This window comes from Pseudophaeobacter sp. 1A09344, from assembly GCF_041008745.1.
In the GTDB taxonomy this organism is placed as follows: Bacteria; Pseudomonadota; Alphaproteobacteria; order Rhodobacterales; family Rhodobacteraceae; genus Phycobacter; species Phycobacter gallaeciensis_A.
Genome location: NZ_JAXGFS010000007.1, coordinates 241,692 through 262,673, shown reverse-complemented (window position 1 = coordinate 262,673; position 20,982 = coordinate 241,692). Strand labels below are relative to the sequence as shown.

General features: G+C 62.2%; 17 protein-coding genes and 1 tRNA gene. 10 read left to right on the top strand and 8 right to left on the bottom strand.

The features are described from left to right. Positions 1–27 precede the first annotated feature (27 nt). Positions 28–104 (top strand) — tRNA-Met (locus SM765_RS14330). A gap of 184 nt (positions 105–288) precedes the next feature. Here the strand turns inward: SM765_RS14330 and SM765_RS14325 are convergent. The 7 genes from SM765_RS14325 to SM765_RS14295 form a co-directional block, all read right to left on the bottom strand. Beyond that, a complete protein-coding gene (locus SM765_RS14325; RefSeq protein WP_274838701.1) occupies positions 289–1,698 on the bottom strand; it encodes a M20 family metallopeptidase in 1,410 nt (469 codons plus the stop codon). Next, on the bottom strand, positions 1,695–3,281 hold the full coding sequence (locus SM765_RS14320) for a gamma-glutamyltransferase (RefSeq protein ID WP_274838702.1): 1,587 nt from the start codon (positions 3,279–3,281) through the stop codon (positions 1,695–1,697). Before SM765_RS14320 ends, SM765_RS14325 begins: the two co-directional genes overlap by 4 nt. A 22-nt stretch (positions 3,282–3,303) precedes the next feature. Beyond that, positions 3,304–4,281 carry an ABC transporter ATP-binding protein gene (locus SM765_RS14315; protein WP_274838703.1) on the bottom strand — a complete coding sequence of 326 codons (978 nt, stop codon included), beginning with the start codon at positions 4,279–4,281 and terminating at the stop codon, positions 3,304–3,306. Further along, the gene (locus tag SM765_RS14310) at positions 4,278–5,285 is read right to left on the bottom strand and encodes an ABC transporter ATP-binding protein (protein ID WP_274838704.1); all 1,008 of its coding nucleotides are present in this window, start codon (positions 5,283–5,285) and stop codon (positions 4,278–4,280) included. Before SM765_RS14310 ends, SM765_RS14315 begins: the two co-directional genes overlap by 4 nt. 11 nt (positions 5,286–5,296) lie before the next feature. Continuing rightward, complete coding sequence (locus SM765_RS14305) at positions 5,297–6,193, bottom strand: ABC transporter permease (protein WP_065271731.1); 897 nt, start codon at positions 6,191–6,193, stop codon at positions 5,297–5,299. A gap of 1 nt (position 6,194) precedes the next feature. Next, complete coding sequence (locus SM765_RS14300) at positions 6,195–7,112, bottom strand: ABC transporter permease (protein WP_065271730.1); 918 nt, start codon at positions 7,110–7,112, stop codon at positions 6,195–6,197. Positions 7,113–7,207: 95 nt separating this feature from the next. After that, complete coding sequence (locus SM765_RS14295; RefSeq protein WP_274830428.1) at positions 7,208–8,713, bottom strand: ABC transporter substrate-binding protein; 1,506 nt, start codon at positions 8,711–8,713, stop codon at positions 7,208–7,210. A 119-nt stretch (positions 8,714–8,832) separates the two neighbouring features. On the opposite strand from SM765_RS14295, the gene SM765_RS14290 reads away from it, so the two are divergent. Beyond that, on the top strand, positions 8,833–9,654 hold the full coding sequence (locus SM765_RS14290; RefSeq protein WP_274839038.1) for an IclR family transcriptional regulator: 822 nt from the start codon (positions 8,833–8,835) through the stop codon (positions 9,652–9,654). A 33-nt stretch (positions 9,655–9,687) separates the two neighbouring features. Here SM765_RS14290 and SM765_RS14285 read toward each other — a convergent pair whose 3' ends face one another. Beyond that, complete coding sequence (locus SM765_RS14285) at positions 9,688–10,497, bottom strand: IclR family transcriptional regulator (protein ID WP_274838706.1); 810 nt, start codon at positions 10,495–10,497, stop codon at positions 9,688–9,690. A gap of 131 nt (positions 10,498–10,628) precedes the next feature. Between SM765_RS14285 and SM765_RS14280 the strand changes: the two genes are divergently transcribed. From SM765_RS14280 to dctP, 8 genes are all read left to right on the top strand, one after another. After that, positions 10,629–12,125 (top strand): M81 family metallopeptidase, encoded by a 1,497-nt coding sequence (locus tag SM765_RS14280; protein WP_274838707.1) that lies wholly within the window; start codon positions 10,629–10,631, stop codon positions 12,123–12,125. 103 nt (positions 12,126–12,228) lie between these two features. Continuing rightward, positions 12,229–13,833 carry an ABC transporter substrate-binding protein gene (locus tag SM765_RS14275; protein WP_274838708.1) on the top strand — a complete coding sequence of 535 codons (1,605 nt, stop codon included), beginning with the start codon at positions 12,229–12,231 and terminating at the stop codon, positions 13,831–13,833. Positions 13,834–13,911: 78 nt separating this feature from the next. Continuing rightward, entirely contained in the window at positions 13,912–14,853 is a 942-nt protein-coding gene (locus tag SM765_RS14270; protein ID WP_065271724.1) for an ABC transporter permease, read from the top strand. Between the two features lies 1 nt (position 14,854). Beyond that, positions 14,855–15,742, top strand: a complete 888-nt coding sequence (locus SM765_RS14265; RefSeq protein ID WP_065271723.1) for an ABC transporter permease — start codon at positions 14,855–14,857, stop codon at positions 15,740–15,742. A gap of 1 nt (position 15,743) precedes the next feature. After that, the gene (locus SM765_RS14260; protein ID WP_065271722.1) at positions 15,744–17,429 is read left to right on the top strand and encodes an ABC transporter ATP-binding protein; all 1,686 of its coding nucleotides are present in this window, start codon (positions 15,744–15,746) and stop codon (positions 17,427–17,429) included. After that, on the top strand, positions 17,426–18,592 hold the full coding sequence (locus SM765_RS14255) for a M20 aminoacylase family protein (RefSeq protein WP_274838709.1): 1,167 nt from the start codon (positions 17,426–17,428) through the stop codon (positions 18,590–18,592). The genes SM765_RS14260 and SM765_RS14255 overlap by 4 nt, the downstream gene beginning before the upstream one ends. Positions 18,593–18,594: 2 nt before the next feature. Beyond that, positions 18,595–19,737, top strand: coding sequence for a M20/M25/M40 family metallo-hydrolase (locus SM765_RS14250; RefSeq protein ID WP_274838710.1), 1,143 nt, complete (start codon positions 18,595–18,597; stop codon positions 19,735–19,737). Positions 19,738–19,993: 256 nt separating this feature from the next. Then, complete coding sequence (gene dctP / locus SM765_RS14245; protein ID WP_274833223.1) at positions 19,994–20,965, top strand: TRAP transporter substrate-binding protein DctP; 972 nt, start codon at positions 19,994–19,996, stop codon at positions 20,963–20,965. Positions 20,966–20,982 lie beyond the last annotated feature (17 nt).

Here is a 20,982-nt window from a genome sequence, read left to right as displayed (position 1 = left end):
TCTCTAACGATCATAACCAACAATCTCCGCGGGATGGAGCAGCCCGGTAGCTCGTCAGGCTCATAACCTGAAGGTCGCAGGTTCAAATCCTGCTCCCGCAACCAAAAATAACGCAAAACGCCGCCTCTTTTGAGGCGGCGTTTTTGTGTTCTACCAATGAGTCACAGTCAGATCGAACAGTGGCGCGCTGGCAGTCTTCAATCGCGCTTGGACTTTTTGGGAAATAGACCTGAAACAATGGGCCCGCAAAGCCGCGAGCCCTTTGTTTCGATCAAATGCAACGTGCGGTCAGCTGGCCGCGGTGCCGTCCGCGTTCGCCTTTGGCAGGTCCCAGAACAGGCCGGTCATGCAGCGTAGCGCGTCGCGGCAGACGGGCTTCAGAACATGTTCGTTCGGGGCGTGTTGCGAGCATCCGCGATAGGAATGCGGCACCCAGACCGTCGGAAGGCCCAGGATATCGGCAAAGCTGTCGTTCGGCAGGGATCCGGCAAGGTTCGGCAGGATATGCGGTTTCTTGCCTGCGGTTTCGGTCAGCGATCCGGCCACGAAGGTCACCCAGGGGTGATCGGGATCCAGCCGGGTTGCCTTGAAGAACCCGCGATCATGCGGGGTGACCTTGATGTTTTCGAACCCGTGTTTGTCCAGATGGCGGCGCAGCGCAGGCAGGATGTCATCAGGATCCGTGCCCACCACATAGCGCAGCTGGCAGGTGGCGCGGGCGGTAGGGGCGATGGCATTGACTGGCGCTTCCGGCACGCCGCTGGTCATTGCAAGCACGGCGAAGGAGTTCCAGCCAAAGACTCGCTCGGCAGGGGTCAGCGAGGTCTCGCCCCAGTCTCTGTCGATCGCAGGGCCGCTGTCGCCCTCGAGCGGCAGACCGTCCAGCGCGGCGCGCACGGTGTCGGTGAGGCTGTCAGGGCGCCATTCCGGGATCTGGATCTGGCCGCGGCGGTCGCAGATGGTGGTCAGCGCGTGGGCCAGAATCATCGCCGGGTCCGCCAGCAGGCCGCCCCAGTTGCCGGAGTGATGCGCACCCTCGCGCAGGTCGAGTTCAAGGTCGAAGCTGACACCGCCGCGCGAGCCCATGAACATGGTGGGGGTGTCGGGCTGCAGGCGCGGCCCGTCTGAGGCGATCAGAACGTCGGCCTTCAGGCGGTCCTTCTGCGCGGTGAAGAATTCCGGCAGACCGGCAGAACCGGTTTCCTCGGACATTTCAATCACGATCTTGACGTTGAAGCCAAGGCTGCCGCGTTCGGCCAGCACGGCCTCCAGCGCGGCGATATTGACCAGATGCTGGCCCTTGTTGTCGGCGGTGCCGCGGCCATAAAGCCGATCGCCTTCCTCGACCAGGGTGAAGGGGCCCAGCCCTTCGCGCCACTGTTCGGTCTGGGCGCGGATCACATCGCCATGGCCATAGGTCAGAACGGTGGTAAGGGCCGGATCCTCGATCCGTTCGCCGACCAGGAGCGGGCCACCGGCAGGATCGGGGTTCGGGAAGATCTCGCAGGTAAACCCGGAGGCGGTGAGACGGGGCTCGATCACCTCGACAAGGTAGCGCATCAGCTCAGGCGCGGCCTCGGGGTTCTGGCTTTCGGTAGGGTAAGTGACCCAATGGGCCAGGTCGGATTGAAAGGTGCCTTCGTCAAAATAACTGCTGACACGGGAAATTGCGCCGTCGCGGCTGGTAGATGCGGTCATTTCTGCTCCACAGGTTCGGTAATGGCATCGCCCCAGGGCGACATGATTTCGGTGCAGCCACTGTTGCGGCCTTCCTTGCGCTGAACGCCGGCTGGGCAGGCGAAGGCATAGGGGAAGACGGCGCGGCGGGTTGTGACCGTGTTGTGCTCGGCCTCAAGCGCGGCGATCACATCGGCGGGCAGGCTGTCGTCCGCGACCACGGTCTCCCCACCTGACACATCGATCCGGGGCTGGTGGAAAGCCTCGCCCACGTCCATGCCAAAGTCCGCCACAAAGGACGAAAGCTGTGCGACGGCCGAGACGATCTTGCGTCCGCCGGATGCGCCAAAGGCAAAACGGCTGCCGCTTACGGTCTCGCCCAGAACAGGGCAGACGTTCATCAGGCAGCGTTTACCGGGCGCCAGCGAGTTCGGTTTGCCTTGCTCGGGGTCGAACCACATGATGCCGTTGTTCATCAGAAGGCCAGTCTGAGGTGATACCACGCGGGACCCGAAAATCGACAGCAGCGTCTGGGTGTGGGACACCATGTTGCCGTGCCGGTCCACCACAGAGAAATGCGTGGTACAGCCGGGGGCATCCGGCGTTTCGCCATCATCGCCCATGCCCGACAGGCGCTTGGCATAGGCGGCCTTCAGCGCAGCGGCATAGGCGGTATAGGCCTCTGCACCCGGTTGATCGCCGGGCGTCAAGGCGTCTTCGAGATGGGCAAAGGCATCGCGGAATGTCGGTCCGGCGGTCAGCCCCGGCATCACGTTGAACCGTGCGTTGCGATAGGCAAAGGACAGTGGATCCTGCAGCTCTGCATGATAGCTGGCGAGGTCTTCGACCGAAAGCGATCCGCCCTTGGCCTGCACGTCGGTGGCCATGGCGGCGGCGATGTCACCTTCGTAGAAGTCCCGCGCCCCAGCCTCGGCCAGCTGCGACAGGGTATCAGCCATCTTGGACATGTCGATGCGCTTGTCCGCGAGGCTGGTCCAGCCCGCGATGGTTGGCCATTGACCGTCCTCAAGGAACAGCGCCGCGGCGTCGGCGTCCTGCGCCAGCGCGCGGGTGGTCGAGGCGATGATCAGCGCAGCGTACCAGTCCACTGCAAGCCCCTCGCGGCCAAGTGCGATGGCCGGTTGCAGCAAGTCCTTCCACGGCAGCTTGCCGAACCGCGCGTGGGCCTTGCCCACACCATCGACGGTGCCCGGCACCGCAATGGCGGTGGCGCCTTGCACGTTGCGGTCTTCGACGACCTTTTCCCAGGGGAATAGATCGCCGGCCTTGCCTTCGCCGGACAGCGGATAATCGGCGACGTTCAGCCCCTTGGGCGCGCGCATGCCGTAGTTGAGTGCATAGGCGCGCCCTTCGTCGGCGCGCCAGAGCATGGCGGCGCCGCCACCGGCCGGGCCGCTCATCCAGGGTTCGACCACCCCGATGGCAAAGGAGACGGCGACGGCGGCATCCACCGCGTCTCCGCCTGCGGCCAGCACATCGGCCCCGATCCGGGCGGCGCGGCTGTGCTGGGCTGCGACGACGCCGTATTCGGTTTCGATCACCGTCTTGCGGGTCACCTGCGTCGAAGAGAGATTGGATACCATGTGAGTCTTCCTTTCTGTCCGATCAGGCCGCAGAGGTCTGGGCGCTGTCAAAGAGGTGGCATTCGACGCGGCCATCTTCGGTCGCAACGGTCTGGGGCGCAAGCTGGCTGCACTGGGGCATTGCCTTGGCGCAACGCGGGTGGAAATGGCAGCCTGATGGGGGCGCAATCGGGTTCGGGTAGGCCGCGCCGAGGTGCGTGTCCGGCACGCCCTTGTTGGGATCCGGAGTCAGCACCGATTGCAGCAGCGCATCGGAATAGGGATGGCGGCTGCGGTCGAACAGGCCTTCAACACTGGCTTCCTCGACGATCCGGCCGAGGTACATCACCGCCACCCGGTTCGCGAGGTGTTCCACCACCGCAAGGTTATGGCTGATGAAAAGGTAGGTGAGGCCGAATTCACGGCGCAGATCTGCAAGCAAGTTCAAGATCTGCGACTGCACAGACACATCCAGCGCCGAGGTTGGCTCGTCACAGATGACGATCTCGGGCTTCATGATCAGCGCCCGGGCAATCGCCACCCGCTGCCGCTGACCGCCGGACATCTGGCTGGGGTAGGTATTCATCACCCGCGCTGGCAGGCCGACGATGTCCAGGATCTCGCGCACCGCCTTTTCCTGGCTGGCGCTGTCACCGACATTATGCACCCGCAGCGGCAAAGAGATGATGTCGTAGATGCTCTTGCGCGGATTGAGCGAGGAATAGGGATCCTGAAAGATCGGCTGGATGCGGCGGGCCAGTTCCGACCGGTTCTGGGCGCCAAGTTCCTTGCCATCCACCAGCACCTGACCTTCGGTGGGCTGTTCAAGGCCCAGCAGGATCTTGGCGAGGGTGGATTTGCCGCAGCCGGATTCCCCGACAAGGCCCAGGACCTCGCCGCGGCCGATCTTCAGCGACACGTCATTGACCGCCTTCAGCGGCTTGGGGGAGGAAAACATGCCCTGTTTGACCGAATAGGTCTTGGACACGTTGCGCAGTTCCAACACGGGAGTATCGCTCATGCGGGCACCTCTTCGGAGTTCTGGGCGTGGCCATCGGCGTGGACACAGCGGAAGTTGTGATCAGCACTGGCGTGTTCGCGCAGCGGGATCGGTTCGCGGCAGGCCGCGACTGCATGATCGCAGCGGGTGCGGAAAGGGCAGCCGGTCACATCGCCCACCAGTGAAGGCACGATGCCGGGGATGGTGCCGAGTTCGGCGCCGCGCTCGGTCTTGCCTGGCACCGGGATGCAGCGCAACAGGCCACGGGTGTAGGGGTGCGCCGGGGACTGGAAGACGGCGGTGGCGGGGCCGGTCTCGACCAGCTCGCCCGCGTACATAACCGCAACCTTGTCGGCGACGCGGGCCACCACGCCCAGGTCATGGGTGATGAGGATCATCGCCATGCCCAGTTCCTTTTGCAGATCGACCAGAAGCCGCAGGATCTGCGCCTGAATGGTCACGTCGAGCGCGGTTGTCGGCTCGTCCGCGATGATCAGTTCCGGCTCACACATCAGCGCCATCGCGATCATCACCCGCTGCCGCAAGCCGCCCGACAGCTGGTGCGGATATTGCGACAGGCGGCTTTCGGCGGCGGTGATGCCGACCTTTTCCAGAAGCTCCACCGCACGGGCGCGGGCCTGATCCTTCGACACCGGCTTGTGCAGCAGCAGCGCCTCGGCAAGCTGGTCGCCGATGGTATAGGCCGGGTTGAGCGAGGTCATAGGCTCCTGAAAGATCATCGACATGCGAAGACCGCGCAGCTTGCGCATGCCGCGTTGGCTGGTCTTCATCAGGTCGATGCCGTCAAAGGACAGCTGATCCGCCTTTCGCGAGATCTTCTTGCCCAGAAGCCCCATGATCGCGAGCGAGGTCAGGGACTTGCCGGAGCCGCTTTCACCAACGATGCAGAGCGTTTCGCCCCGGTTGAGGTCGAAATCGATGCCGCGTACGGCGTGCAAGGTGCCGCCGCCGACGGGAATATCCAGCGTCAGGTTGCGGACAGAGAGTATCGGTGTGTCAGTCATGCCTGCCTCCCTCAGTTGCGGTTTTCAGGTGCGGTGACGTCGCGCAGACCATCACCCAGCAGGTTGATCGCCAGAACCAGCGCAAAGAGCACAAAGCCGGGGATCAGAACCAGCCAGGGTTCGAACAGCATCATCTGCTTGCCCTCGGAGACCATCAGGCCCCAGGAGGGCGTCGGCGGTTGCACGCCAAGACCCAGGAAGGACAGCGCCGCTTCGAGCAGGACGGCGTGGGCCATCTCTAGCGTCACGACAACGATCAGGTTGTTGACGATATTGGGCATGATTTCCGACATCACGATGCGGGTGTTGGAACAGCCGATGGCGCGGGCGGCGGCGACATATTCGCGGCCGCGCACCTGCAGGGTGGAGGAACGCATTACCACGGCGAAGCGATCCCAGAGCAGGAGGCCCAGAACGAGGATGACCACGGTGAGCGAGCCGCCGAAGATTGCGACCACGGCCAGTGCGACCAGCACCACGGGCATCGCCAGACGCACGTTGATGAGGAAGGTTACCACTGCATCGACGCGGCCACCGAAATAGCCTGCGGCCACGCCCATGGCGGTACCGATGAGGCCCGAGATCAGCGCCGCCACGACACCGATCATCAGTGATACGCGGGCGCCATAGATTAGGCGCGACAGGTAGTCCCGGCCAAGGTGGTCGGTGCCCAACGGATGTTCCCATGTGCCGCCAAGGAAGACCGGCGGTTCCATCCGTGCGAGCAGGCTTTGGGCATAGGGATCATGCGGCGCGATATAGGGGGCAAACAGCGCGACGATGACGAGCAGTGCGAGCACCACGCCGCCGATCAACAGGCCCTGATGGCCAAAGATACGCTTGCGCAGCAGCTGGCCTGGGGTCGGGCCGATAATGTCCTGAAGAAGAGGATCAGCAGTCTGGGTCATGTCATCCGGCCCTCATGCGGGGGTCCAGCCACGCGTTCAAAACGTCGGCAAGGAAGGTGAAAACGATATAGAACATCGAGAATACAAGGATCAGCGCCTGCACGGTCGGCAGGTCGTTGCGGCTGATGGATTCCCAGGCGAGGTAACCTGCGCCATGCAGCGCGAAGATGGATTCAACCACGATCGAGCCGCCCAGCATGAAGCCCATCTGCACGGCCGCCAGCGACACCACCGGGATGATCGCGTTGCGCAGCGCGTGTTTGAACATCACTAGCCCCTCTGGCGCGCCCTTGGCGCGGGCGGTGCGGATGTAGTCCGAGGACAGCACTTCGAGCATGCCTGCACGGGTCAGACGCATGATCGCGGGCATCGCGTAGTAGCCAAGCACGATGGTCGGCATCACGAAGTGCAGCGGCGTTGCCGTGCCCGAGGGCGGCAGCCAGCCAAGCTGGATCGAGAAAACCACGATGAGGATCAGACCGAACCAGAAGCTGGGCATCGCCTGACCGGCAACGGACAGGAACAGGGCCAAACGGTCGATCAGCGAGTTCGGCTTGATCGCGGCGGCCACGCCAAGCGGAACAGCGGTCAGCAGGGCAAAGGAAATGCCGCAGACACCCAGGGTCATGGTGATGGACAGGCGGTCCATGATCAGGCTCGCCACCGGCAGCTTGAAATAGTAGCTTTCGCCGAAATCGCCACGCAGGGCACTGACCAGCCAGTCCCAGTATTGAACCAGCATCGGGCGATCAAACCCGTAGATGCGGCGGATGGCTTCGACATCCTGATCGCTGGCATGTTCGCCCGCGATCGCCGTGGCGGGATCACCGGACAAAAACAGCAGGCTAAAGGAAATCAACGAGACCGTAAGGGCGACCAATATGGCCAGCCCGGCCCGCTTCAGTATGAAACGCAGCAAGGGGAACCTCATTTGCTGGGCAGGATAAGGGAGAACCACCCGGGCAGGGCGGGGAGCAGAGACGGCGGGGCCGGGGCCCCGCCGCAGGGATCAGCTTACTTCCATTCCATGTCGGTGAAGCGCAGAACTTCATCGGCAGTGGGGGTGTAGGCCACATCCTGGGAGAAGACGTAGTTGGTGTTGTAGGAGAACATCGGCACCCAATAGGCCTGATCCGCGATCTTTTTCAGTGCCTTGGAATAGTTTTCCTTGCGCACTTCGGGATCGGTGGCGCTGTCAGCGGTATCGAGCCAGCCGGCAACTTCTTCGTCGCGGGCATCGTCAAGCGAGCCGAGCTTGAAGAACTGGCTGGTGATCGCCGAGGTGTCGTTGATCGAGTAGGAGCCCCAGGTCTGGAAGGAGACCGGCGTGCCGCTCTTCATGCGCAGTTCGCGCAGGGCAGAGTACTGCAGCATCTTGAAATCGGTGTCGATGCCGACAGCGTTCAGGAAGCTGGAGATCGCTTCGGCGTAGTCGCGGTTGCGGTAGGCGTAGAACTCGGTCTTGAACCCATCGGGGTATCCCGCTTCGGCCAGCAGGGCCTTGGCTTTTTCGACGTCGTATTCATAGGAGACCACATCCTGATCGCAGCCGAACTGGCTGGGGAAGCAGGCGGTGGAAATCACTTGGCTCTTACCTTTGAGCAGCGCCGAAACCAATGCCTCGCGGTCGATGGCATGGGCCACCGCGCGGCGCACGCGTACGTCGGTGAAGGGGTTGTCTTCACCGGTGCGACCGGCGGCATCCAGCGTCAGATAACCGATGCGCATGGTGCTTTCGTTGGCAACGGTGAACTTGCCCATCTGCTCCAGCTTTTCCGCCAGATCAGACGGCACCTGCCAGATCAGATCCAGCGAGCCGTTGAACAGTTCCGCCATCTGCGTGTTCACATCGGGGATGGTGCGGATGTCGACGGTGCCGACTTCGGGCTGGCCTTTGGGGCTGTCGTGGTAGCCTTCGTATTTCTCCAGCACGAAATGCTTGCCCGGGTCGACCGAAACCACCTTGTAGGGACCGGTGCCGACGGGCTCCAGGCCCATACCCGAGGGGCCGGCTTCGGCGTAATATTCATTCGGATACATCGAGACCGGACCGGAGAGGAATTCGATCGCGGCGGGGAAGGGGGCCTTCAGGTTAATGCGCACGGTGTACTGGTCGACCTTCTCGGCCGATTTCATCCAGTTGACGTTGCGCTGGGTCTTCACGCCGTTCTGTTCTTCGGCAACGAAGTTCACGGTGTAGACCACATCGTCCGCATCAAAGGGTTCGCCGTTGTGGAAGGTCACGCCTTCACGCAGTTTCAGCTCCAGCGTCAGATCGTCGATCCACTCCCACGAGGTTGCAAGGTTACCCTTGTATTCGTTGGTGATGGGATCGCGGTAGATCAGACCGTCCCAGACCGCGCGCTGCAGCACAACGCCTTCACGGGAGGAGTTGAAGTAGCTGTCTACGTTCTCCAGTTCCTTGGTGAAGGCCACATTCAGCACGTCTTCGGACTTATCTGCATGCGCAGCTGCAGCGCTGAGCGCAAGAACGGTCGCGGGGATCAGAAAGCGTTTCATGTTTACTCCATGTTGACCTGAAGGGCTGCCATAGGGTGCAGCAGTACTCAGGGTTTGACATTGGTATTATTATATGATACTCACTATCACAATAATGTCATAAGAGGGCAGGCTGTCCCATGTCGTCAAGTCGAAAAATGTCCGGTGACGCCGGTGGCGATAACAGTGCTCCCCACCGGAAGCAGGACACGCTTTATGTGTCTTCTCTGGCCAAGGGTCTGAAACTGCTGAAAATATTCGACCGCAACCATACTGAGTTGTCGCTGACCGAACTGGTCAAGCTCAGCGGAATGGACAAAAGCGCGGTGCAGAGGCTGGCCAATACCCTGGCGTTCGAAGGCTTTCTCAACCGGGATCCGGTGACCAAGAGATTCCGTCCGACCCATGCCTGGCTCGGGCTGGCCTATGCCTATTACTGGTCCGATCACCTGGTGGCGCTGGCGATGCCAAAGCTGATCGAACTGTCACAGCGGCTGGGCGAGACGGTGAACCTGGCTGAAATCTCCGGTACCAATATCGTCTATGTCACCCGGCTGCCCTGCCAGCGGACCAACTTCGAAGCGATGCTGGTCGGGCGCAGCCTGCCAGCGCTGTCCACTTCGCCCGGGCAGGCGATTCTGTCCACCTGGGCGCCTGAGGATGTTGCGGAAGCACTGGAAAACTGGCCGCTGCGGCAGATGACCGCTCGCACCACCATGGACCGCGAAGAACTGGGACGGCAGATCACCCGAACCGCAGAACGTGGGTTCAGTCTGACAGAGGATCAGATGATTCTGAACGAGATCGGGATTTCAGCACCGATCCGCGGCCCCAACGGCATTGCCCGCGCGTCGGTGCAATGTTCTGTCTCTGCCTTCCACTGGACGATTGAGCGGGTCGAGCGCGAGTTGGTGCCTTATCTGCTGGATGTCGCAAACTCGATTACACCGCCACACAGGTAAAAACAGCGCCCGGTTTGGCCGTGGTCAAAGCCTCTACAGGCTGGCCATGATATCGCGTGCGGCTTCCATCGCCACCGGCGCGGCCTGACGTTCGAATTCGTCCTGCGACCATTCAGAGAGCGAGCCTGCAACGTGGATGGCGCCGATGGGGCGCCCGTCGCGTGAAATGCCGACGCCGATGGCGACTTCGCCGCGCAGGTATTCATCGACGATCACCGCATAGCCATTGGTACGTGCAATCCGGACCTGCTCCAGAATTTCCTCGGGATCGGTGCGGGTTGCGGCGGTGTATTCTATCAATTCGGACCTGCCCAGAACCTCCCGGACCTCATCATCGGTCATCAGCGACAGCGCCGCGCGCCCACCCGCCGTGGCAAAGGCCGGAACGCTGTGGCCGACAAGAGTGGCGTAAAACGTCTCGCGTTTGCTTTGGATGCGGAAGGCGTAAATCATCCGGGTGTCGTCAAACAGGCTGAGATCGATGCGTTCCCGCAGGGAGCGGCGCAGCTCCAGCAGGACCGGCGTTGCCTTTTGCACCAGCGGGTCGAGCCGCAGCACATCCAGCGTGTGATCCAGAAGGCGTAGGCCGGGCAGATAGCCGCGATCATCCGAACTGCGCCGGATATAGTCCAGTTTCGCCAGCGTGTGGACAATGCGCTGGGTGGCGGAGCGGTCCAGTCCTGACAGCTTGGCGATTTCACTCAGGCTGAGCGCTTTGTTGACCCCGTGAAAGGCCGCAAGGACCTGCATGGATCGCGCCGCCGAGCGCACAAAAAGCGCGTCGCCCTCTTCTGCTTCGAATTTCAGCTCTTTGCCTGGGGTTGTTCTGACATTGGGTCGCATGAGTCCGCCTGAGTGTTGACGAATCCGAAATTGGATGCCTACGATTAATTCATGATACGACTGTATCACTATATAATACATATTGCAAGATTGCCGTAACGGCAACTTTGTTCTTCACGGAGTGATGACTGATGCGGGTCGCCTTGGCCGGATTTCTTCACGAGACGAACACCTTCGCGCCCAATCCCGCGGATCTGCAGGCCTTTCAGCTCGGGGGCGGCTATATTCCCCTGACCGAAGGCGCGGCGTTGCTTGAGGCTGGCAAGGGTGTGAACCTTGGTATCAGCGGTGCCCTGACCGTCGCGGCAGAGCGCGGCTGGCAGGTGGAGCCGGTTCTATGGGCGGGCGCCATTCCTTCGGCGCATGTGACCGAAGAGGCTTTTGAAAGCATCGCCAAACGCATCGTCGATGGCATCCGGGCTGCCGGGCCGCTGGATGGTGTTTTCCTCGATCTGCATGGCGCCATGGTCACCACCCATCTGGACGATGGTGAGGGCGAACTCGCAACCCGTGTGCGTGCGGTCGTTGGGCCGGATGTGCCGATTGCCGTCGCGCTCGATCTGCACGGCAATATCTCGCGTCGGTTGGTGGAAATGGTCGATGTGCTGACCGGCTTTCGCACCTATCCGCATGTGGACATGGCCGAGACTGGCGCCCGGGCAGCGCGGCTGCTGGATGATATTCTGCGCAGCGGAACCCTCCCGGCCAAGGCCTATCGCAGCCTGCCCTATATGGTGCCGATCTCGTTCCAGAGCACGACGATGGAGCCGGGGGCATCGCTTTACCGCTCGGTTGCACAGATGGATGATGCAGGTACGGCGGCCTCCCTGTTCATGGGGTTCCCGGCGGCGGATATTCCTGACTGTGGCCCCTGCGCAATCGCCTATGCCCCGACACAAGCGGCGGCAGACGCTGCGGTCGATCAGATCGCGGCGGCCTATGGGGAGGCCGAAAGCGCCTTTGACAGCCGGACCTATACGGCAGCCGAAGGCGTAGCCGAGGCGCAGCGCCTGCTGGATGCAGGTGTTAAAGGACCCATCGTTCTGGCCGATACGCAGGACAACCCCGGTGCCGGCGGCGCTGCCACCACAACTGGCATGCTGCGTGCGCTGGTCGAAGCGGATGCGCAGAATGCGGCCCTTGGCCTGATCGTGGACCCGGAGTCCGTTTCGCGCGCCTTTGCTGCGGGGGAGGGGGGCAGCGTGGCGCTGTCTCTTGGCGGGCATCCCGACTTCCCCGAGGACGTGCCGTTTGAAACCGAAGCGGTGGTGGAGCGGCTGGTCACGGACAAGCTGCAGGCGACCGGTCCTTATTATGGCGGCACCTGGCTCGATCTCAGCCCGGCGGCCTGCCTGCGGATCGGCGGCGTACGGGTGGTCGTTACCAGCCAGATTGCTCAGCTCGCCGACCGCGAGATGTTCCGCTTTGTCGGCATCACGCCCGAGGATCAATCCATTCTCGTTCTCAAGAGCTCAACCCATTTCCGGGCGGATTTCGATCCGATCGCCGGGAAAACCTTGGTCTGTCTGGCGCCGGGGCCGATGGCCTTCAGCCCGGCAGACCTGCCGTTCACGCGGCTGCGGACAGGCCTGCGCCTGTCCCCCAACGGACCCGCTTTCGGGTCCTGATCTCATACGGCGCCTTGCGCCCTGGTTTCGGCGGATGTTTCGCCGGGGCCCAAGACCAAAAACAACAGAACCGTTCCTCCTCACAACAACAGGGAAAACAAGAATGAAAACACTTCGTCCCCTTTCCGCCCTGCGCGGCAGCATGGCTGCAACGCTGATGGCGGGTGCCACCATGCTGACACCGCTTGCGGCCCAGGCCGAAGAAGAAAAGGTGATCACGGCCGTGATGCACTCGGGCCTCCGTGTTCTGGATCCGGTGATCACCACCGCGCATATCACCCGTAACCACGGCTACATGGTCTATGACGTCCTCACCGCCGTTGACGAAAACTTCCAGCCGCAGCCCCAGATGGCGGACTTTGCGGTCTCTGACGACGGGCTGACCTATACATTCACCCTGCGCGACGGGCTGAAATTCCACGATGGCGCGCCGGTCACAGGTGAAGACGTGGTTGCCTCGCTTACCCGCTGGGGCAAGCGTGACAGCGGCGGTCAGATGATCTTTGACGTCACCGCAAGCCTTGAGGCAACCGACGACACGACCGTCGTCTGGACCCTGTCCGAGCCTTTCCCGCCGCTGATGAACGTGATCTCCAAACAGTCGGCCGTGCCGCCCTTCATCATGCCCAAGCGCGTGGCGGAAACGTCGGCGGATGAGACCATCACCGAATATGTCGGCTCTGGTCCCTTCGTCTTTGAAACCGATGAATACGAACCCGGCGTTTCGGTCACCTACAGCAAGTTCGACGATTACGTCCCGCGCAGCGAAGAAGCGAGCTGGATGGCTGGTGGCAAGGTCGTCAACGTGGACAAGGTGGTCTGGACCACCATGCCGGACTCGCTGACCGCCATCAACGCGCTGGCTGCCGGTGAAATCGACTACCTTGAACAGGTTCAGGTCGACCTGCTGCCGATCCTGCAGACGGCCCCGGAAGTCACCGTCGAAACCCGCGACCCGCTGGGTTATGTGACCATCGGCCGTCCGAACTTCCTGCACGCGCCGTTTGACAATCCGAAGGTCCGTCAGGCCGCATTGGAAGCGCTGAGCCAGGAAAACGTGCTGGCGACCATGATGGGCGATCCGTCCTACTATAAGGTCTGCGGTGCGATCTTTGGCTGTGATACGCCGCTGGGCGACGAGGCCGGCGCCGAAGCGATCACCTCGGGCGCACATCCGGACAAGGCCAAGGCCCTGCTGGAAGAAGCCGGTTACGATGGCACGCCCATCGTGCTGATGGCGCCGACCGATGTGGTCAGCCTGTCGAACCAGCCGGTGGTTGCGGCGCAGGCTCTGCGCGAAGCGGGCTTCAACGTCGACATGCAGCCGATGGACTGGCAGACCGTTGTAAACCGTCGTGCCCAGCAGCTGCCCCCGGCAGAAGGTGGCTGGAACATCTTCTTCACCAACTGGATGGTGCCTGAAATCTCGGACCCGCTGATCAACGTGATGGTCAACGGCCGTGGCGACGATGCCTGGTTCGGCTGGCCTTCGGATGAGAAGATCGAAGCCCTGCGCTCCGACTTTGTCGCGGCGGCCTCCGATGCGGAACGCAAAGAGGTTGCGGTGAAGATCCAGGAACACGTGATGGACAACGTGAACTACATCCACCTTGGCGAATACACCATGCCGCAGGCACGCCAGAACGCGATCCAGAACATGATCCCCTCGCCGGTTCCGGTGTTCTGGAACGTGACCAAGGAAGACTAATCCCTCCCCCGACTTCCGGGGCGCGCGGAACTCTCCCGCGCCCCGGCTTTTCCACACTAATTCAAAAGGTAGCTGTCTATGCTCAGCTATATCCTGAAGCGCGTCCTGGCGACCGTTCCAGTCATGATCATCGTGGCCGTCTTCGTCTTTCTTTTGCTCCGGCTGACACCGGGCGATCCGGCAGCCATTCTTGCAGGCGACGCCGCCACTCCGGCACAGCTTGAACGGATCCGCGACAATCTTGGCCTCAATGACCCGCTGCATGTGCAGTTCTTCACCTGGACCGGGCAGATGCTGCAGGGCGATCTCGGGACCTCCCTGATTTCCAACACCTCGGTGGCTGACATGATCGGGGACCGCCTGGGGCCGACCATCAATATCGCCCTGATGACCATCATCATCTCGGTCCTGTTGGCCGTGCCGATGGGGGTGATCGCCGCCTGGCGCCACCGGACCTGGGCCGATTTTGCGGTGATGTCCTTCTCTGTCCTCGGCTTTTCGGTGCCGGTATTCGTGATCGGTTATGTGTTGATCCAGATCTTTGCCATCGAACTGCGCTGGGTACCTGTACAGGGTTATGCCTCCCCGACCGACGGGCTGGGCGATTTCTTCATCCGCGCCATCCTGCCCTCGCTGACACTGGCAACGATCTATGTGGCGCTGATCGCGCGCATGACCCGCGCCTCCATGCTTGAGGTGCTGGGAGAGGACTACATCCGCACCGCCCGCGCCAAGGGCGTTCGCGAGAACACCGTGCTGTTCCGCCATGCGCTGCGCAATGCGGCGGTTCCGATCCTCACCATCATCGGTACCGGTTTTGCGCTGCTGATTTCCGGCGTGGTGGTCACCGAAAGCGTGTTCAACATCCCCGGGATTGGGCGTCTGACTGTCGATGCCATCCTCGCGCGTGACTACCCGGTGATCCAGGCGATGATCCTGCTGACGGCGGGCATCTACGTGCTGGTGAACCTTCTGGTGGACATCTCCTATTCCTTCTTTGACCCGAGGATCCGTTACTGACATGACCGATCATTCTTCCTCCAGTCAGAGCGCCTTTCAGCCGCTGATCCGCCTGTTGTCGCTGCCTGCGGGCGCCCGCCTTGGGCTGGGGCCGATGCTGGCCGCGCTGATGCTGACGCTCATCGTGCTGGCCGCGCTTTTGGCGCCGCTTTATGTGCCCTATGATCCGCTTTCGATGGATGCGCTGGCGCGCCTGAAACCGCCGTCAGAGGCACATATACTGGGCACCGACCAATACGGTCGCGACATCTTCAGCCGGGTGATGACCGGCGGGCGCGTGTCTCTGCTGATAGGCGTGGGCGCGGCCGTGGTCAGCGTCGCCATCGGCCTTGCCATCGGTCTGGTCGCGGGGTTCTTCCGCGCTGCCGACGGGGTCATCATGCGGATCATGGACAGCTTGATGGCGATCCCCGCGATCCTGCTGGCGATTGCGCTGGTGGCCCTCAACGGGCCGAGCCTGCATTCCGTCATCCTCGCTATAACCATCCCCGAGGTGCCCCGCGTGGTGCGGCTGGTGCGCTCAGTCGTGCTGAGCGCGCGCGAGGAACCCTATGTGGAGGCGGCCATCGCGCTGGGCTCTTCGATGCCGAAGATCCTGATCCAGCACCTGATGCCGAACACATTGGCGCCGCTGATCGTGCAAGGCACCTATATCTGCGCCTCCGCGATCCTGATCGAAGCGATCCTCAGCTTCCTGGGCGCAGGCGTTTCTACCGAGATCCCGACCTGGGGCAATATCATGGCGGAGGGGCGCACCTTCTTCCAGATCAAGCCGGGTCTGATCTTCTGGCCGGGGGTGATGCTGTCGCTCTGCATCCTGTCGATCAACCTTCTGGGCGATACCGCGCGTGACCTTCTGGATCCGCGTCTGAAGAAACGGGAGGCATAAGATGCAGTTCAAATCCAAGGACTTCTCGCAGGCGGAACAGGTTCTGACCATTCGCGGCCTGACTGTCGGCCTCAGCGGGACCAGCATGACCGATCCGGTCCTGCGCGGCATCGATATCGATATCCGCGCCGGTGAAACCCTGTGCCTGGTGGGCGAAAGCGGCTCGGGCAAATCGGTGACCTCGCTGGCGACCATGGGGTTGTTGCCCAAGGGCGCGCTTGAGATCACCGGCGGGCGCATCGACCTCAAGGAGGTGGAGATCACCGCCGCCAGCGCGTCGCAGATGCGCGAGCTGCGCGCCAAACGCGTGGCGATGATCTTTCAGGAGCCGATGACGGCGCTGAACCCGGTTCTGCGGGTCGGTGAACAGATTGAAGAGGTGCTGAGTATGCACACCGATCTGTCGGCAGCTGAGGCCAAGGCACGCACGCTTGACATCATGGAGCAGGTGCACTTGCCGGATGTGCAGCGCATCTATTCCGCCTTTCCGCATCAGCTTTCGGGCGGGCAGCGCCAGCGGATCATGATCGCCATGGCACTGGTGCTGGACCCGGATCTGCTGATCGCGGATGAGCCGACAACGGCTCTGGATGTCACCACCCAGCAGCAGATCCTAAAGCTGATCGCCGAGATGCAGGAGCGCCACGGCACCGCTGTTCTGTTCATCACCCACGACATGGGCGTTGTGGCCGAGATCGCTGATACCGTCTGCGTCATGCAGCAGGGCCAGATCGTGGAACGCGCGCCGATTGCCGAGCTGCTGACCGCGCCGCAGGAGGACTATACCCGCAAGCTTTTGCAGGCGGTTCCGAACCTGGCGCCCCGCGCCCCGCGTGCGCCCACGGGCGCCGAGCCGGTGCTGAAAGTCGGCGGGCTGGAAAAGGTCTATGGCGGCGGTGGTGTCTTCCGAAAAAATGACGAGGTGCATGCCGCGCAGGATGTGAATTTCGACATTGCGCCGGGACAAACCCTTGGCATCGTTGGTGAAAGCGGCTCTGGCAAATCCACCGTTGCGCGCTGCATCATGCGGCTGATCGACCCGACAGACGGTTCGGTCGCGGTTGCGGGTACCGAGGTCGCGCGCCTCAGCCGCCGCCAGTTGCAGCCTCATCGCAAGCATTTCCAGATCGTGTTTCAGGATCCCTATCGCTCGCTGAACCCGCGCTGGACCGTGGCGCGCTCGCTGTGTGAGGGGCCGATCAACTTTGGCACCTCGAAAGACGAAGCCATGGACCATGCCGGTGATCTGATGGAGCTGGTGGACCTGCCGCGCAACGCGCTTGACCGCTATCCTCATCAGTTCTCTGGTGGGCAGCGTCAGCGGATTGCCATCGCCCGGGCCGTGGCCATGCGACCGAACCTTCTGGTCGCGGACGAAGCGGTTTCCGCATTGGACGTCAGCGTACAGGCACAGGTGCTGGAGCTTTTGGACGACGTGCAGGCACGTTTTGGTATAGGCATGTTGTTTATCACCCACGATTTGCGCGTGGCTGCCCAGATCTGCGACGATGTCATCGTCATGCAGCGCGGCCGCGTGGTGGAACAGGGCCGCGCCGCCGATGTGCTGGCGAACCCGGCCCATGAATATACCCAGAGCCTGATCGAGGCCGCTCCCGGCCGCCATTGGGACTTTGCCAACTTTCGCGCCCTCCCCGGCGCGTCACAGATAGCAGGAGATTATGCATGAGCGTTCTTCCCAAGATTGAGGATTTCGCCGCCGAGCTGACCGCGATCCGTCAGGATCTGCACGCCCATCCCGAGCTGGGATTTGAAGAAACCCGCACCTCTGGCATCGTGGCAGAGCAGCTGCGCGCCTATGGCGTTGACGAGGTGCACGAAGGTCTGGGCGGCACCGGCGTTGTCGCGATCATCAAGGGGCAGGGGGGCGGCAACCGTCGCATCGGCCTGCGCGCCGATATGGATGCGCTGCCCATCGTTGAGGCTTCGGGCGTTTCTTTTGCCTCGACCAACCCGGGCAAGATGCATGCCTGTGGCCACGATGGCCATACCACCATGCTGCTGGGGGCTGCCCGCTACCTGGCTGAAACCCGCGATTTCGACGGTACCGCCGTTCTGATCTTCCAGCCCGCCGAAGAAGGTCTTGGCGGCGCCCGCCGGATGATCGAGGAAGGCCTGTTCGAAAAGTTCCCGGTCGATGAGATCTACGGCATGCACAACAGCCCCAATGGCGAGCCGGGGCGGGTGGAGATCACCCCCGGACCGGCGATGGCCGGGGCCAGTTTCTTTGACATTACCGTCTCCGGCACCGGCAGCCACGCTGCCATGCCGCACCAGTCGAAGGACCCGATCGTGATTGCCACCGCGCTGGTGCAGCAGCTGCAAAGCGTCGTCAGCCGCAACACGCCGCCCACCAAACCGCTGGTTCTGTCGGTGACCAAATTCAACTCCGGCTCTGCCTATAACGTGGTTCCGGACAGTGCCAGCATCGCCGGCACCATCCGCTATTTCCACGCCGATGTGATCGAAATGGCCGAGGCCCGGATGAAGGAACTCTGCGCCGGTATGGCCGCGGCCTATGGAGTCGAGATCGAGGTGTCCCTGCGCAATGTCTTTGACGTGCTGCAGAACGACCCGGAGCTGTCACAGGCCTATATCGAAGCAGCGGCAGACATCGTCGGCCCCGATATGGCGGTGATCACCGAAGATCAGGCGACCGGATCGGAAGACTTCGCCGATATGCTGCAGGTGGTGCCGGGCGCCTACTGCCGCGTGGGTCACGCGGGCACCGTGCCGCTGCACAACCCCGCCTTTGTGCTGGATGATGCGATCCTGCCTGTCGGCGCTTCGGTCTATGCGCGGATCATCGAAACCCGTCTGAAAAGGAACTGAGCATGACGAAAGATCCCTTGGATCTGCCCTTTGACGCGGATGAGATGCTCGAAGGGCTGCGGCTGTGGGTGGAAACAGAAAGCCCCACCTTTGACGCCGCGGCTGTGAACCGCATGATGGATGTGGCGCAGCACGATCTGGCGGCGCTGGGCGCACGGGTCGAGCGTATTCCGGGCCGTATGGGGCTGGGCGATAGTGTGCGCGCGACCATGCCGCATCCCCGCGCGGGCGAAGGTGGCATTCTGGTGCTGGGTCACCTTGATACCGTGCACCCGGTCGGTACGCTGGAAAAGCTGCCGTTCCGGCGCGAGGGCAACCTTTGCTATGGTCCCGGGATCATGGACATGAAGGGCGGCAACTACGTCTACCTTGAGGCTATGCGCCAGATCCTGGCAGCCGGGATCGAAACACCGCTGCCAGTGACTTTCCTTTTCACCCCGGATGAGGAAATCGGCACCCCAATGGCCCGCCGCCTGATCGAGATGGAAGCCGCGCGCCACCAGTATATCCTGGTGCCGGAACCCGCCCGGCCCGATGGTGGCGCGGTGATCGGCCGCTACGCGATTGCGCGTTTCAACCTGCAGACCAGAGGGCGGCCAAGCCACGCAGGCTGGGCTTTGTCCGAGGGACGATCGGCCATTGCCGAGATGGCCCGCAACGTGGCGGTGATCGAAGGCATGACCAACGAGGACTGCACCTTCTCTGTCGGGGTGATCAACGCCGGGAAATGGGTCAACTGCGTGTCCTCTGTCTGCGATGCCGAGGTATTGACCATGGCCAAAACGCAGGAACTGCTGGATGAGGGCGTCGCAGAGATGATGGCGCTGAACTCGACCGAGGGCGATGTCATCATGGAGGTGCGTCGCGGCGTCACCCGCCCGGTCTGGGAGCCGGATCAGCCCGGCACCATGGCGATGCTGCAAGTGGCGCGCGCCATCGCGGGTGACATCGGGTTCGAGCTGCCCGCAGGCTCTGCCGGGGGCGGATCGGACGGCAATTTCACCGGCTTCATGGGGCTTCCGACCCTCGACTCCATTGGGGTACGCGGCAAAGGTTTGCATACCCTGAACGAGCATATCGAGATCGACAGCCTCGTCGAACGTGCCCGACTGGCCGCAGGGCTGTACTGCCGTCTGGGCGCCTGATCCGGTCGCGCTGGCTGCCGAATATTCCGGTTGCAAGATGTGATCCCCCGGCCTTGGAAAGAGTCGGGGGATTTTTAGTAAGGCCTTGCAATACATGTATAAAAAATACTTGATTTTGCACATAAATTACTTGAGGCTTGAAATTTCAAGCATAAAGCAAACGCCAGATGGTCCGCCATCGCCAGGCCGCCCAAACAACAACCGGACGTTCCAAAAAAGTCCACCGGCGCGCCTGATTTCAGTCAGGGAGACACACATGACTTTCCGTTCATCTGCCGCCACCATTGCGCTTGTCGCGGCCACCGCTCTGGGAACATCTGCCGCGCAGGCGGAGGAGGTGTCGCTGCGGGCTGTCACCGCATTTGCTACCGGCACCACCTTCTCGCGCGATTTCGAAGCCTTCGTCGATTGGGTGAACGAGAACGGCAAGGGCGTGGTCCAGATCGAGCTTCTGGGTGGTCCCGAAGCCGTGCCGCCGTTCGAACTGGGCAACGCGGTGCAGGCTGGCATCGTCGATATTGCCAACAACACCACCGCCTACTACCCGAACCTCGTGCCCACTGGCGATGCGCTGCATCTGGCCCAGAACACCATTCAGGAGCAGCGCGAAAACGGCTGTTATGAACTGGTCGACAGCATCCACCAGGACCAGATGAACGTGAAATATCTCGCCCGCGTCGGCGATCACATGAACTATCACCTCTATCTGACCAAACCGCTGGAAGGCCCCGACCTGACCGGTCTGACGCTGCGCACCACGCCGGTTTACCGCGCCATGTTCGAGAAACTGGGCGCCACACTGGTCCGCACCGCCCCGGGCGAGGTCTATACCGCACTGGAGCGCGGTGCGATCGACGGATACGGCTGGCCCAGCCAGGGGGTTCTGGATCTTGGCTGGCACGAACAGACGGCTTATCGCGTCGATCCGGGGTTCTATCAGGTCGATGTCAACTTCCTCGTCAATCTCGACGCTTGGAACGGTCTGGATGACGAACAGCGCGCGCTGCTGGAAAAGGGCGCGGCCTGGATCGAAGAGCAGAACGCCATGAACGTCGAACGCAACGCGGACGAGGCAAAGGCACAGGCAGATGCCGGTATCAAGACGCTGACCTTCGAAGGGGAGGCCGCTGCGACCTGGAACACCACCGCTCAGGAAGAGGGCTGGGGCGAGGTCATGAAGATCGACGCTGATCTTGGCGCAAAGCTGCAGGCCTGCCTGCTGAAGTAACACGAGAGGGGCGGCTC

Excerpts from the sequence above, each read along its gene's own strand:
- SM765_RS14290 (WP_274839038.1), top strand. The coding sequence starts at position 8,833 with ATGTCGTCAAGTCGAAAAATGTCCGGTGACGCCGGTGGCGATAACAGT.
- SM765_RS14305 (WP_065271731.1), bottom strand. The coding sequence starts at position 6,193 with ATGACCCAGACTGCTGATCCTCTTCTTCAGGACATTATCGGCCCGACC.
- SM765_RS14310 (WP_274838704.1), bottom strand. The coding sequence starts at position 5,285 with ATGACTGACACACCGATACTCTCTGTCCGCAACCTGACGCTGGATATT.
- SM765_RS14255 (WP_274838709.1), top strand. The coding sequence starts at position 17,426 with ATGAGCGTTCTTCCCAAGATTGAGGATTTCGCCGCCGAGCTGACCGCG.
- SM765_RS14275 (WP_274838708.1), top strand. The coding sequence starts at position 12,229 with ATGAAAACACTTCGTCCCCTTTCCGCCCTGCGCGGCAGCATGGCTGCA.
- SM765_RS14320 (WP_274838702.1), bottom strand. The coding sequence starts at position 3,281 with ATGGTATCCAATCTCTCTTCGACGCAGGTGACCCGCAAGACGGTGATC.
- SM765_RS14315 (WP_274838703.1), bottom strand. The coding sequence starts at position 4,281 with ATGAGCGATACTCCCGTGTTGGAACTGCGCAACGTGTCCAAGACCTAT.
- SM765_RS14250 (WP_274838710.1), top strand. The coding sequence starts at position 18,595 with ATGACGAAAGATCCCTTGGATCTGCCCTTTGACGCGGATGAGATGCTC.
- dctP (WP_274833223.1), top strand. The coding sequence starts at position 19,994 with ATGACTTTCCGTTCATCTGCCGCCACCATTGCGCTTGTCGCGGCCACC.
- SM765_RS14325 (WP_274838701.1), bottom strand. The coding sequence starts at position 1,698 with ATGACCGCATCTACCAGCCGCGACGGCGCAATTTCCCGTGTCAGCAGT.
- SM765_RS14295 (WP_274830428.1), bottom strand. The coding sequence starts at position 8,713 with ATGAAACGCTTTCTGATCCCCGCGACCGTTCTTGCGCTCAGCGCTGCA.
- SM765_RS14285 (WP_274838706.1), bottom strand. The coding sequence starts at position 10,497 with ATGCGACCCAATGTCAGAACAACCCCAGGCAAAGAGCTGAAATTCGAA.
- SM765_RS14280 (WP_274838707.1), top strand. The coding sequence starts at position 10,629 with ATGCGGGTCGCCTTGGCCGGATTTCTTCACGAGACGAACACCTTCGCG.
- SM765_RS14260 (WP_065271722.1), top strand. The coding sequence starts at position 15,744 with ATGCAGTTCAAATCCAAGGACTTCTCGCAGGCGGAACAGGTTCTGACC.
- SM765_RS14270 (WP_065271724.1), top strand. The coding sequence starts at position 13,912 with ATGCTCAGCTATATCCTGAAGCGCGTCCTGGCGACCGTTCCAGTCATG.
- SM765_RS14265 (WP_065271723.1), top strand. The coding sequence starts at position 14,855 with ATGACCGATCATTCTTCCTCCAGTCAGAGCGCCTTTCAGCCGCTGATC.